Raw genomic sequence first — 12,333 nt, forward strand, 5'->3', positions numbered from 1 at the left:
ATGGCGGCGAGGTTCAGGCAGCTGCGTAGTTGGACGGGAACATCGCCCGCTTCGACTGCTCGTCGGAATCCTTCTTGAACGCATGGTCCTTGCCGACGGCGCGCGCGCGCGCCACCGCAGGCCGTGCATCAATGCCCTGGAACCAGCGCTTGATGTTCGGGAACGCCGCAAGCGGATCGGCCTCGCCCTTCATCACGCGGGATGCGCGGTCGATCCAGCCCCAGGCCGACATGTCGGCGATGGTGTAGCCGTCGCCCACGACGAATTCGCGCCCGGTGAGGTGGTCTTCCAGCACCTGGTAATGCCGCTCGGCCTCGCGCCGGTAGCGGTTGCGCGCATAGTCGAGCCCCTCGGGCGCGGCCCATTGGAAATGCACGGCCTGGCCGGAGAATGGACCAAGACCTGAGGCGATGAAGAACAGCCAGGAGAGCAATTCCGGCCGGTCCGCGGGCGTGCCCAGGAACTGCCCGGTCTTGTCGCCGAGGTAGAGCAGGATGGCGCTGCTGTCGAAGACACGCGCCTCGGCGCCGCCCGGGCCCTCGGTATCGACGATCGCGGGCACCTTGCCGTTGGGGTTGATGGCCCGGAACGCCGGCGCGTGCTGCTCGCCCTTCATCGTGTCCACCGGCAAGGCCTCATAGGCGAGGCCGGCTTCTTCCAGGAACAGCGCGACCTTCGCGGGGTTCGGCGTCGGGTGGAAATAGAAACGGATCATGGGTGCGTCTCCTGTGTCAGCTCTTGGCTATGGTTGCGGCGGTCTGGCCAAACAGCAGTGCGGCCGAGGCAGCGCTGACCGTGGGTGCGGTGTTCACCTCGGCCGCGCGGGCATAGGCGCGCTCGGTCGCGGGCCGCGCCTTGATGGCGGCGAACCAGCGCGCGAGGTGTGGGAAGTCGTCGAGGTTCTGGCCCTGGCGCGCATGCGGCACGATCCAGGGGTAGCTCGCCATGTCGGCGATGGAGTAGTCGGCGCCGGCCATGAATTCACGATCGGCCAGCCGCTTGTTCAGCACGCCATAGAGCCGCCCGGTCTCGTTGACATAGCGGTTGATCGCGTAGGGGATTTTCTCCGGCGCGTACTGGCTGAAATGGTGGTTCTGGCCGGCCATCGGGCCGAGTCCGCCCATCTGCCAGAACAGCCATTGCAGCACCTCGGCGCGGCCGCGGATGTTGCTGGCGGGCGGCACGAAGCGGCCGATCTTGTCGGCGAGATAGAGCAGGATGGCGCCGCTTTCGAACAATGACACCGGCGCGCCACCATCGGCAGGCGCGTGGTCGACGATGGCGGGGATACGGTTGTTCGGCGCGATCGCCAGGAACTCCGGCTTGAACTGGTCGCCGGCGGAAATGTTCACCGGAATGATGCGGTAGGGCAGGCCCGCCTCCTCCAGGAACATGGTCACCTTGTGGCCGTTCGGCGTGGTCCAGTAGTGCAGGTCGATCATGTCGATTGCTCCGCGAATGGGGGATCGAGCAGCGCCAGAACCTGGCGTGCGGCGCCGCGCAGCAGGACAGGCTCCGGCTTGCTGCGCGCCAGCACGCGCAAGCCCATTACGGTGGTCAGCAGCAGCCGTGCGAGGTCGCGCGCGGGCGGCGCCGCGGCGATGCTCCCATCGCGCTGCCCCGCAAGGACACAACGGTGAAAGAACGCCTCCAACTCACCAAGCCGCGCGGCGATGACGGTACCGATCTCCGCATCATGCGGCGCCACTTCCAAAGCCGAATTGACCAGCAGGCAGCCGCGCGGATCGGCCAGGGAACGCGCCACGATCTCGTTCATGAAAGTCTCGATGGCCACGCGCGGTGTCTGCCTTGCTTCCAGGCGCGCGATCCGTTCCCGCATGTTGCGGTCGAGGTAACGGTCGAGGCAGAGCGCGAACAGGGCGTGCTTGCTGCCAAACGCGTTGTAGAGGCTCGCCGGCACAAGCCCCATCGCCGCACCGAGGTCGCGCACCGAGGTCGCGGCGTAGCCCTGCCGCCAAAAGCGGTCTGTGGCGGCGTCGAGGACTGCGTCGTCGTCGAACTCACGGGCACGTGCCATCAGGAAGCGGCACTCCTATTCTAGAGCGGACGTTTTAGAACGCCTGCGAACGTCGGCAAGTCCCGAAATTTCAACGCCGCCCCGTAACCTTCTATCGAGGCTTAGCGAACTCATCGTGCGGGTGCGCGCCGGGGCGATATCGCGGACGCCTCGCTCGATACCATCAGCATCGCCTTCGTGCTCGACTGCCATGACCCCGCAGGCGCGGCTGGTGGCGCCGAAGGTGCGCGCCTTCCTGGACCTCGCCGCGCCGCGGCTGCGCGCCCGCCTCGCCACCGACCTTGCCGTTCGCCTCGCCACCGACCTTGCCGTTCATCTGGCGACCACGCCGGCCTGATCATTGTCGCGGGCGGAAGGGAGTGTTCCCGACGCCGTACATTCCGCAGGCGCCGCCGCGGCGCGACCCTTTGGCCGACAATGCTCAGCCGATGGCAGCCAAGGCGCGTATCACGGCCGGCCTGGCCGCGATGCGCCCCGCCCACTTCGCGAGGCTCGGCGTGTCATCGAGCGTCAGGCCGGCATAGCCCGCCGAGCGCACCCAGCAAAAATGCGCGATGTCGGCCACCGAGTAGCCGTGGCCATCGAGCCAGTCCTGCGTTTCGAGGCGCCGCTCCAGAACCTCCAGGTGACGCCGTGCCTCTCCCTGGAAGCGGTCAATGGCATAGGGAATCTGCTCGGGCGCACCGCCCAGGAAGTGGCCGGCATTGCCGAAGTTCGGACCGAGCCCGCCCACCTGGAGAAACAGCCAGCCCATGGTCGCTGCCCGTCCCGCGACGCCCGGCGCGATCAACCCGCCCCGTGTCTCGGCCAGGTGCAACAGGATGGCCCCCGACTCGAACACCGCCAGCGGGCCGCCCGGCACGTCGTGGTCCACCACCGCCGGGATGCGCCCGTTCGGATTGATGGCGAGGAAGTCGGGCTGCTTCTGGTCGCCGCGCGAAAGCTGCAGCCGGATGATGCGATAGGGGATGCCGAGCTCCTCCGCCGCGATCGGGATCTTGATGCCGTTCGGCGTCGGCGCCGTGTGGATGTCGAGCATGGGTGCTTGTCCTTCTGCGGAGGATGCGCCCCGACACTGCGGCCGGGGCGCGTGATGCGGTCAGGCGACGCGCGCCTGCACCACCGGGAAGTCGATCTCCGTGCCGCCGACATTGTTGACGTAGTTGGTCAGCGTGTTGAGCGCGACATGCACAACGATCTCGACGAGCTGCGCGTCGGAGTAGCCGGCCATGCGCACCGCCGCGAGATCCGTGTCGGAGACATGGCCGCGCTGTTCCACGACCTTCACGGCGAAGCGCACCGCCGCATCGGCGCGCGGATCGGTCGAGCCGCCGGCAATGTTCGCTGCGATCTCGGCATCGTCGAGCTTCGCCATGTTCTTGCCGATGTAGCTGTGCGCTGAGAGGCAGTAGCTGCAGCCATTGACCTGGGCGACGGCCAGCGCGATGCGCTCGCGCGTGCGGGCGTCCAGGCTGCCCTTCGCCAGCGCGCCGTTCAGGCCGAGATAGCCCTCAAGGGCGGCCGGCGAGTTCGCGACCAGGCGGAACAGGTTCGGCACCACGCCGAGCTGCTTCTGCACGGCGTTCAGCAGCGGCTGCGCGGCCTCGGGAGCAGCGGCGACGCTGGCGGGGGTCGGAATGCGGGACATGGTGGTCTCTCCTTGTTGGATGGCGCGTCGGGCGCTGCGCCCGGCGGTGCTGATCAACTAGGCCCCGCCGCGCCGCACCGGAACGCGCATCCTCGGCAAGAGACAGTTCCGCGCGCCGCAATGGCGCTCACGCAGGCAGCGCGTGGGTCCGCATGCGCACCTCGCCTTCCAGCGTGCGGTGCACCGGGCAGTGGTCCGCGATCTCCAGCAGCCGCGCACGCTGCGCCTCGTCGAGCGGCCCGATCAGGCGGACGCCGATCTCGATGTCGTCGGCCTTCCCCGACCCATCGGTGGCCGGCACCTTGGCGTGGTCGAGTTCGACCTCGACGCCCTCCAGGGGCCAACCTTTGCGGTCCGCATACATGCGCAGCGTCATCGAGGTGCAGGCGCCGAGCGAGGCGAGCAGCAGGTCGTAGGGGCCCGGCCCGGTGCCGCCGCCGCCCAGCCGCTCCGGCTCGTCGGCAAGCAGCCGGTGCGTGCCGCTGCGAACCTCGTTGCGGAAGGCGCCGGCGCCGGTCTCGCGCACGATCACGCCCTCGACCGGCGCTTCCGCCATGCGCTGCGGGAAGTAGGGATCGGCCCAGGCGAGGATGATGCGTGCCGCCCGCGCCGCATCGCCGGGGCCGGAGAGGAAGTGGTCCGCACCGTCGAGCGCGACCAGCGTCTTCGGGTGCCGCGCCGCAGCCAGGATGCGCTCCGCCTCGGCAGCGTCCACCACCCTGTCGCCTGGCGCGTGCAGCACGGCGAGCGGACGGCCAAGCGATGCGATCCGCTCGGCCTGTCGGTGCCGGGCGAGATCGACGACGAAGCCGTGGCCGATCACGAGGGATCGGCCACCAAGCACCACCTCGGCACGGCCGGAAGCCTCGATCGCAGGCAACGCGGCGTCGAAGTGACGGGTGATGCGCGCGATGTCGAAGGGTGCGCCGATGGTAACCACGGCGCGCATCTCCGGCAGCCGCGAGGCGACGGCGAGGACCGCTGCCCCGCCGAAGCTATGGCCGATCAGCAGCGACACCGACGCGACGCGCCCCGACAGCGCCGACGCCGCGGCAGCGATGTCGTCGAGGTTGGAGCTGAAGCTCGTCTCTGCGAACTCGCCCTCGCTCCCGCCGATCCCGGTCATGTCGAAGCGCAGGACCGCGAGGCCATCCGCCGCCAGCGCACGCGCAAGCCGCGTCGCCGCGGTGGAGTCCTTGCCGCAGGTGAAGCAGTGCACGAGCAGCGCGACCGCGCGCGGCATGCCGGCTGGTCGTTCGAGGCGCCCGGACAGGCGCTGTCCGCGGGGATTGTCGAAGTCGAAGTGCTCGGTGGTCGGCATCGTCCATTCTCCGTGCGGCGAAGGGCGCCGCCTGTCGGCGAGATGCGCGCACCGTGCCGCGGTCGGAAGCGCCGCTCGTGGCAAGACACCGTTGCGGATTTCGGCCGCGATCCTTCCCCGAGCCACTACGATCCGGCGCGCACCCACCAGGGCCGCCGGTGCTTCGGCAAGACCCCGATGCAGACTGTCCTGGACAGCCGGTCGCTTGCGCGCGGAAAACAGCAGAACGGCGAGGCCGATTGACCCACGCCGCCCGACGGCTTCGACCCGGTGGACACTCGCCACGCCAAGTCCATAACCGTCAGATCGAATCCAGACTTCTACACATGCTCAGAGCCATTGGCCGGCCACATCACGGTTGGCCTGGCGAGCACCAGCGGGTTCGCCGCCATCCCCATACTGCGCTCCATCTGCTCCTCGTGCAGCGTCTCCGGCGGTCTCGTTCCATCCAGCGTCGCCCGCGCGAGCTTCACGAAGGCGCGGCCGGCGCGGTTCATCGGCCGTCCTGCCACGGCGCAGAGCAGCACCCGGTAGTCGAACGCCGGCGCTACCAGCGGACGCATCACCGCACCGCGCGGCAGGATCGTGCCGGCCGGGACAAGCGCGATGCCAAGGCCGAGTGCGACGAGCAGCCCAACCTCCGCCTCTTCCCCACGATGCACGGCACGCAGCCTGAGCCCGTACTTCGACGCAAGCCCCCGCGGAACGAAGGCGCAAGCAGCGGGCGGTTCGGCCTCCACCAGTGTCTCACCTTCCAACTCGGCGGCCTCAACCTGTTCATGGGCTGCCAGGCGGTGACCCTCGGGCAAGACCACCGCAACGCTCTCCTGCCAGAGCGGCCAGGTGTTCAGACGGTCGGGCAACGCCTCGCTTTCCGGAAGCACAGCGAGGTCCAGCGTCCCATGCAGCATCGCCTCCACCAACTCGGGCGAGCGCGTTCGCCGCAGGTTCATCTCGAACCCTCGAACCCGCGTTGCGACCTCCATGAACAGGGCGGAGAAGTTACAGACCGGGACGGATGGCGCGAGGCCGATGCGAAGCGCCGCGGAACCCCCCACGCAACGGTGGGCGGCGGCATGAGTGCGCACGGCCTCCGCCGCATCATGCGTGCTCTGCAACAGCGGCAGCATGGCGCGTCCGAGTTCGGTGAGCTGGGTGAGCGACCTTTCGCGCCGCACGAGCGGGCCGCCAAGCACATCCTCGAGCCGCTGGATCGAACGCGACAATGTTGGCTGCGTGGTGTTGCAATCCGCCGCGGCGCGCGTGAAGTTTAGCCTGCACGCAAGTGCGAGGAAGTGACGGATCTGCACCAGGTCCATGTCATCGAAGTCCCTCTTCTCGCGCGGTCGCGGCTTGCAGGTTTAGGCATAAAGGTTGCGCCACGCGGTCCCGCCCGGTGCTGCCTTGTCCAGCCAGCGCCTCACGCCACCCGCCACCGGCTGTTCGGATGAACCGGCTGTCTTTCAGAGCCGCTCACAAACGCGCCATTCAGGGGCGGATCGGCGCCCGACGCGCCGCACATCCCCATGCGCTCACCGAGGTGACGCCTTCAGGGCCTGCACCTGCTGGATGGCGCGCATCGCGACAACGCGGCCGATGCGCAGCCCTTCCTCGTTGGAAAAGCGGAAATGCGCGCCAGCCCAGACTCGGCTCGCCGCGCACTCCGCTGCGGCCGCTTGAAAGCTCGCGAACCGGCGTGAGGCCTCATCAATCGGCCCCATCGCGCGATAGAGGATCTCCCGCGGTGCCGGCCCGAAGGTGGCATCCAGCACCGCCGCCGCAGCGCCGCAATCCGCAGCATGGCCCGAGGGGTATTCCGGATGGGGCGGGGTGAACACCAACGGCTGCCAGCCCGGATCAGGCGCCACCCCATTGCCGCCCTGGTGGATGGCGGTGATCGGCCGCCAGTGACTGTGGAAGCGCTTCTCCGCCCATGCAAGCGTGGCAACGTCGGTCAGTGCGACCGTCAGCGCGGAGAGCGTGCGCGCTTCCTCCCACCATCCGCCCGGGCGCGGCTCTGTCTGCAACAGATGCAGTGCCAGATGCAGGAAGCCGCGCTGGCTGCTCTGTCCCGCCCAGAATTGGGCCGCAGCCGTTTGCGCTTCGGAGCGGGTTGCGGAACCGAGCACCCCGTCACGACGCACTTCCTCCAGATCGGCGCGGAATCGCGGGCTGTCCGGCAGGGGAGGCGCCGCGCCCCGGACAGCATCCCGACCTGAAAACATGAAGGGGAGGTTGTCCTCGAAATTCCCGTTGCGAAAGAACGGAGGCGCGGGCCGCCATTCGCCCGGGCGTTCGCCGCCTGGGAAGGGGCTGATGTGTGGTCCGCGCGCCAGATCGGATGCAATGCTGGCGCCGATCGCCGTGCCGAGAGCGAGACCAGCCTGGCGCCGATCGGGCGCTGCTTGGCGCAGAACTGACAGTAGCAGGGGCTCCGCGTCCTCTCGCATGAGCGGCAACGAAAAGACCGAGGCCAGCACACTGAAAGCCGCCATGGAGAGCGCGACCTCCGCCGAGGCACCCTCGCCTGTTGCCTCCTCGGCCGCTGCCGGTCGCCAGCGGCGGTAACGCGGCACTACCGCATTCAAGGCATCATGCATGGCTATGGCAACCGCCGCCTGCACCCGGGGGGATGCCATCCCGCCGCCCATGCGGTCTGTCACCAAAGTCCAACGCGCGACAAGGCCGCCTGACGTCGTATCGGGCGCGGGTCCAGGCGACGAGGCAAGTTGTGGCAGATGCGCCGGCGGCGCCACCTGCGCCGAGCCCGTGGACGCACTTCCCCCGACCGCGGTCACGACAAGCCATGTCGCCAGGTGTCGAATTGCCCTTCGGCGGATGTGTGAGCGGTCGGACATGACAGTGTTCCCTCTCCCGAGCTAGCCAAACTTCGCGCAGGCTGCTCCCGATGCCGACGGGGCGGAATGCGCGCCGACGGCAAGAGATTGTTCCCCGTGGCGCAATGGCGCAGTCTGCGCGCCGGAGCGAAACGCAATCACGGATGCGCGGGGCGACGATGGACCGTTTGCAGGGCATGGAGATATTCGTCGCCGTCGCCGAGACCGGCGGCTTTGCCAAGGCCGCCGTGCGCCTGCACCTTTCGCCGCCCGTCGTCACCCGCGCCGTGGCCGCGCTGGAGGAACGCCTCGGCGTGCGCCTGTTCGACCGCTCGACGCGCCACGTCGCACCGACCGAAGCCGGGCTGCGCTTCCTGGAACGCGCACGCACGCTGCTGCAGGAACTCGACGAGGCGGAGAAGGCCGCCACCGGCGAATTGGCGCTGCCCACCGGGCACCTGACCGTCACCGCATCGGTCGCCTTCGGGCGGCATGTGGTGGCGCCGGTGGTCGCGGAATACCTGCGCGCCAATCCGCGCGTCAGCGTCTCGATGCTCATGCTCGACCGCCAAGTGAACCTCATTGAGGAGGGCGTGGATATCGCGGTGCGGATCGGCGACCTGCCGGATTCCAGCCTTGTCGCGCGCACGGTCGGGCGGGTCCGGCGAGTGCTGGTCGCGAGCCCCGACTACCTGGCGCGCCGCGGCATGCCAGCAACGCCGGCCGATCTGCGCCTGCACGAGGTGATCGGCTTCACCGGCCTGATGCCCAATCGCGAATGGCGCTTCGTGCAGGATGGACGCAGCGCGGTGCTGCGCCTCGCGCCGCGCTTCGAGGTGAACGACGCGGCCGCCGCCATCGCCGCAGCTGAGGCGGACGAGGGCATTACCCTGGCACTCTGCTACATGGTGGCCGGCGCGGTCCGTGAGGGGCGGCTGGTGCCGGTGCTGCTGCCGTTCAGCCCGCCAGCGGTGCCGGTCCACCTGGTGACCCCGCAGGCGCGGCTGGTGGCGCCGAAGGTGCGCGCCTTCCTGGACCTCGCCGCGCCGCGGCTGCGCGCGCGCCTCGCCACCGACCTTGCCGTTCATCTGGCGACCACGCCGGCCTGATCATTGTCGCCGGCGGAAGGGAGTCTTCCCGGCGCCGTACATTCCGCAGGCGCCGCCGCGGCGCAATCCTCCGGGCACCGCAAAGCGCGGCACCGCCCGGAAGGACCCCGCCCATGACGCTGCTCTCCCGCCGCCTGTTCGGCAACGCCCTGCTCGCCGCGCCGCTGCTGGGCGCAAGCCCTGCTGCCGTCACCATCGCCGCCGCTGCGACACCCACGCCGACGCCGCCCGTCATCCGCCGGCGCGTCGGCCGGTTCGAGGTGAGCTTCCTGCTCGACGGCTACATCGACTTCCCCTACGCGGTGTTCACCGGCATAGCGCCGGATGTGCTGGAAGGTGCCGCACGCGGCCTGCACATCGCGCGACCCACCGGCGTGCGTTCGGGCTTCACCCAGTGGCTGATCCGCGATGGTCGCCACACCGTGCTGGTGGATGCCGGCCCGGCCGGCACGGTCAGCCCGACCACCGGCCGCCTGCCCCAGGCGCTCGCCGCCGCCGGCGTGCGGCCCGAGCAGGTGGAGGCGGTGATCGCCACGCACCTGCACGTGGACCATATCGCCGGGCTGGTGGTCGGTGGCCGCCGCGTCTTCCCGAATGCCGAGGTCTTCGCCGACCGGCGCGACGTTGCGCATTTCACCGACCCAGCCCGCGCCGCCGCCGCACCGGACCTGCTGAAAAGCTCCTTCCAGGCGGCCGCCGAGCTGGTGCGGCTCTATCCGCGCCTGCAGCGCGTGGACGGGCCGCGGACCATCATCCCCGGCGTGACCACCTTCGACCTCGCGGGCCATACGCCCGGCCAGGTCGGCGTGCGCATCGAGGATGGCGGCGAGAGCCTGCTGCTGGTCGCCGACATGCTGTTCCACCCCGGCCTGCATCCCGCGCATTCGGGCATCGGCATCCTGTTCGAACAGGACCGCGCGGCGGCGGATGCGTCCCGCGCGCGCTTCTTCGACCAGGCGGCCGCCGAGGGCGCGCCGCTCGCTGCGACGCACATGCCTTTCCCCGGCGTCGGGCGCATCGTCGGCTCGGGCAGCGGGCGCGCCTGGCTGCCCGCCGATTTCGACTACGCGGCCTGAGGCGGGCCGCGCCATGACCAACGAGACCCGCCCCCCGCTGCCGCCCTTCACGCACGAGAGTGCTGTCGTGAAGGTGCGCGCCGCCGAGGATTCCTGGAACAGCCGCGACCCCGCGCGCGTGGCGCTGGCCTATAGCGCGGACAGCCGCTGGCGGAACCGCGCTGAGTTCCCGCAGGGGCGCGAGCAGATCCGCGCCTTTCTGGAGAGGAAATGGGTGCGCGAGTTGGACTACCGGCTGATCAAGGAGCTCTGGGCCTTCACGGCCGATCGCATCGCAGTGCGCTTCGCCTATGAATGGCGCGACGACAGCGGCCAGTGGTTTCGCAGCCACGGCAACGAGAACTGGGAATTCGACGAAGCCGGGCTGATGCGCCTGCGCTTCGCCTCGATCAACGACCAGCCGATCACCGACGCCGAGCGCCTGTTCCGCTGGCTGCCCGGGCCGCGCCCGGCCGGCCACCCCGGCCTGACCGAACTGGGGCTGTGAGGCAGGGAAGGCCTGCGACGACCAATCGCCGCCTGGACCTGCAAGCCCAAGGCACCGGCGCGGCGGTGTTGTTTCCCCCGCGCGAACGAACACCCCTCGACAGACAGGAAAAAAGACCATGACCATCATGATCAACCGCCGCCTCATGCTCGGCGGCATTGCCGCAGCGACCCTGGGAGGCTCCTCCCTGGCACTCGCGCAGTCGCGCACGGGCGGCACCATCAACCAGATGCATGCCGGCCAGGCGCTGATGGGCTACGACCCCGTCGCCTACTTCGCGGGCACGGCCGTCGCCGGTCGCGAGGACCTGACCGTCGCGCGCAATGGCGGCACCTACCGCTTCGCGACCGCGCAAAACCGAGACGCCTTCCAAAGCAACCCGGCGCGCTATGAGCCGCAATTCGGCGGCTTCTGCGCCTGGGGTGTCGCGAACGGCAAGCTGTTCTCCATCGACCCGGTTGCCGGCTGGGAAGTGCGCGACAACAAGCTGTTCGTCTTCTTCAATGCGGGAGTGATGGGGCTTTGGCGGGCCGAGCGCAGCACGCTGCTGGCCCGCGCCGAACAGAACTGGCCGCGCCTGAACGCCTAATCACTGAGGGTGCTACCGGCGCGGCCGCCTGGCCGCGCCACCTCCCCCAACGACCCGCCGTTCGTGGAGACAGAGCGCCTGTTCCGCTTACCGGCCGGACCGCGCGCGACCGATCATCCCGGCCACACTGAGCTTATCTTGTAGGAGACGCAGATTGGCACACGCCTTTATGAATTTGGTTTTTACACCTCAGGTGCAGGCGGAGCAGGAACGCTACGGCAGCCGCGCCGGCTATGCGCGGTTCGATCGGGGCGAGCAGCACGCCGACCGGCTTGGCCCGGAGGAGGCCGCCTTCATCGGCGCGCGCGACAGCTTCTACATGGCGACCGTGGGTGCGACTGGATGGCCCTATATGCAGCATCGCGGCGGGCCGGAGGGCTTCGTGCGGGTGCTTGACGAGACGACGCTCGGCTTTGCCGACTTCCGCGGCAATCGGCAGTATGTCTCACTCGGCAACCTGGCCGGCGACGACCGCGCAGCCTTCTTCTTCATGGACTACGCCAATCGCGCGCGGCTCAAGCTGCTCGGCCGCGTGCGAGCGACAGAGGACCCAGCGCTGCTCGCACGTCTTGCCGCGCCGGGCTATCCGGGCAAGGTGGAACGCGGATTTCTGATCGAGGTGGTCGGCTTCGACTGGAACTGCCCGCAGCACATCACGCCGCGCTTCACGACTTCGCAGGTCGAGGCCGCCGTAGCGCCACTCCGTGCCCACGCTGAGCTTCTGGAGCAGCGCTTGCGCGAGATGGACGCCGAGGGGGGCTCCGACCCGGGCGCAGGAGCCCGCTTGTCGTCGGGGCCTTGATCGGCGCGACCCTGCCGCCGAGCTTGCGCTTCTGTCTGGCCATCGCAAGCTGACTCAGCCGGCGAGACGCGTCTCACGAACACCAGAGAAGGTTGGAATCCGGTTCCCACCGCTGCTCCAGTCGGTTTCCCAACCACAAATTTCCCATGCGCCGCTGGCGCCGTGAACCGCAGGTTTCCTGGGGTTTTGCCGCGGTGGCTTGAGGGTTGGAGAGCGCAACGACTCCAAGGAACTCTCTCCGGACGACCAAACGTCTCCGAAGCTCGGGAGTAGCCCGATTTGACCCTCAAGCTTTATCCCATTGATTTTTCTTGATTAATCCGTGCCAAGCTTTGGACATTTCAGGAACCCGACCGCCCGGGCGGAGGACACCGGAGAACGTAGTTTTGCTGCTGACCCCCAAGTCATGTATCAATATGCGACTCC

Annotated in this window: 14 protein-coding genes; 6 read left to right on the forward strand and 8 right to left on the reverse strand. The window is 69.0% G+C overall.

The features are described 5' to 3' along the window. Positions 1 to 13: 13 nt before the first annotated feature. The 3 genes from LQ222_RS00320 to LQ222_RS00330 are packed head-to-tail and all read right to left on the reverse strand — an operon-like array spanning position 14 to position 2,038. On the reverse strand, positions 14 to 715 hold the full coding sequence (locus tag LQ222_RS00320; protein WP_230163765.1) for a glutathione S-transferase family protein: 702 nt from the start codon (positions 713 to 715) through the stop codon (positions 14 to 16). 16 nt (positions 716 to 731) lie between these two features. Further along, complete coding sequence (locus tag LQ222_RS00325) at positions 732 to 1,442, reverse strand: glutathione binding-like protein (protein ID WP_230163766.1); 711 nt, start codon at positions 1,440 to 1,442, stop codon at positions 732 to 734. Beyond that, complete coding sequence (locus tag LQ222_RS00330) at positions 1,439 to 2,038, reverse strand: TetR/AcrR family transcriptional regulator (protein WP_230163767.1); 600 nt, start codon at positions 2,036 to 2,038, stop codon at positions 1,439 to 1,441. The genes LQ222_RS00325 and LQ222_RS00330 overlap by 4 nt, the downstream gene beginning before the upstream one ends. A gap of 190 nt (positions 2,039 to 2,228) precedes the next feature. Between LQ222_RS00330 and LQ222_RS00335 the strand changes: the two genes are divergently transcribed. Continuing rightward, entirely contained in the window at positions 2,229 to 2,375 is a 147-nt protein-coding gene (locus LQ222_RS00335; RefSeq protein WP_230163768.1) for a hypothetical protein, read from the forward strand. Positions 2,376 to 2,459: 84 nt separating this feature from the next. On the opposite strand, the gene LQ222_RS00340 is transcribed toward LQ222_RS00335, so the two are convergent. The 5 genes from LQ222_RS00340 to LQ222_RS00365 all read right to left on the reverse strand — a co-directional run bounded on the left by LQ222_RS00340 (position 2,460) and on the right by LQ222_RS00365 (position 7,607). Further along, positions 2,460 to 3,077, reverse strand: coding sequence for a glutathione S-transferase family protein (locus tag LQ222_RS00340; RefSeq protein WP_230163770.1), 618 nt, complete (start codon positions 3,075 to 3,077; stop codon positions 2,460 to 2,462). Positions 3,078 to 3,137: 60 nt separating this feature from the next. Next, on the reverse strand, positions 3,138 to 3,686 hold the full coding sequence (locus LQ222_RS00345) for a carboxymuconolactone decarboxylase family protein (RefSeq protein ID WP_230163772.1): 549 nt from the start codon (positions 3,684 to 3,686) through the stop codon (positions 3,138 to 3,140). A 127-nt stretch (positions 3,687 to 3,813) separates the two neighbouring features. Then, positions 3,814 to 5,007, reverse strand: coding sequence for a bifunctional alpha/beta hydrolase/OsmC family protein (locus LQ222_RS00350; protein ID WP_230163774.1), 1,194 nt, complete (start codon positions 5,005 to 5,007; stop codon positions 3,814 to 3,816). Positions 5,008 to 5,327: 320 nt separating this feature from the next. Further along, positions 5,328 to 6,326, reverse strand: coding sequence for a LysR family transcriptional regulator (locus tag LQ222_RS00360; RefSeq protein WP_230163776.1), 999 nt, complete (start codon positions 6,324 to 6,326; stop codon positions 5,328 to 5,330). A 213-nt stretch (positions 6,327 to 6,539) separates the two neighbouring features. After that, on the reverse strand, positions 6,540 to 7,607 hold the full coding sequence (locus tag LQ222_RS00365) for a vanadium-dependent haloperoxidase (RefSeq protein WP_230163777.1): 1,068 nt from the start codon (positions 7,605 to 7,607) through the stop codon (positions 6,540 to 6,542). A gap of 434 nt (positions 7,608 to 8,041) precedes the next feature. On the opposite strand from LQ222_RS00365, the gene LQ222_RS00370 reads away from it, so the two are divergent. The 5 genes from LQ222_RS00370 (at position 8,042) to LQ222_RS00390 (ending at position 11,907) form a co-directional block, all read left to right on the forward strand. Then, entirely contained in the window at positions 8,042 to 8,953 is a 912-nt protein-coding gene (locus tag LQ222_RS00370) for a LysR family transcriptional regulator (RefSeq protein ID WP_230163778.1), read from the forward strand. Between the two features lie 113 nt (positions 8,954 to 9,066). Further along, the gene (locus tag LQ222_RS00375) at positions 9,067 to 10,029 is read left to right on the forward strand and encodes an MBL fold metallo-hydrolase (RefSeq protein WP_230163779.1); all 963 of its coding nucleotides are present in this window, start codon (positions 9,067 to 9,069) and stop codon (positions 10,027 to 10,029) included. A 13-nt stretch (positions 10,030 to 10,042) separates the two neighbouring features. Next, positions 10,043 to 10,516 carry a nuclear transport factor 2 family protein gene (locus LQ222_RS00380; protein ID WP_230163780.1) on the forward strand — a complete coding sequence of 158 codons (474 nt, stop codon included), beginning with the start codon at positions 10,043 to 10,045 and terminating at the stop codon, positions 10,514 to 10,516. Between the two features lie 118 nt (positions 10,517 to 10,634). Continuing rightward, positions 10,635 to 11,105, forward strand: coding sequence for a YHS domain-containing (seleno)protein (locus tag LQ222_RS00385; protein ID WP_230163781.1), 471 nt, complete (start codon positions 10,635 to 10,637; stop codon positions 11,103 to 11,105). A 154-nt stretch (positions 11,106 to 11,259) separates the two neighbouring features. Next, complete coding sequence (locus tag LQ222_RS00390) at positions 11,260 to 11,907, forward strand: pyridoxamine 5'-phosphate oxidase family protein (protein WP_230163782.1); 648 nt, start codon at positions 11,260 to 11,262, stop codon at positions 11,905 to 11,907. Positions 11,908 to 12,333: the final 426 nt, after the last annotated feature.

The sequence above is a fragment of the Roseomonas sp. CECT 9278 genome, from assembly GCF_918698155.1.
Classification (GTDB): domain Bacteria; phylum Pseudomonadota; class Alphaproteobacteria; order Acetobacterales; family Acetobacteraceae; genus Neoroseomonas.